At 58.7% G+C, this 223-nt stretch carries 1 pseudogene; it reads right to left on the reverse strand.

What is annotated here, in order from left to right:
- Nucleotides 1-223: pseudogene (locus tag AAC854_RS23950) on the reverse strand (IS66 family transposase); the annotation flags it as partial.

Genomic DNA, 223 nt, shown 5'->3' on the forward strand with positions numbered 1-223 from the left:
GCTTTTCCTGAGTCTGGACAGGCGATTGCGCCAGTGTGCTTCGTCAATGTTCTGATTTTCATAGCGGTGTTGGGTGCGGAACACACTGTGGCAGAGCAAAACCAGCCGTTGGCCGATAAACGCGGTCAGCCCGCCCCCGCTGTAATCGGCCATCTGTTGCAGGTTGCGGGTGATGTGCGCCCAGCAGAACTGATGTCGGGAGGGGGCCAGCCAGTGATAGCTG

This window comes from Xenorhabdus entomophaga (assembly GCF_037996725.1).
In the GTDB taxonomy this organism is placed as follows: Bacteria; Pseudomonadota; Gammaproteobacteria; order Enterobacterales; family Enterobacteriaceae; genus Xenorhabdus; species Xenorhabdus khoisanae.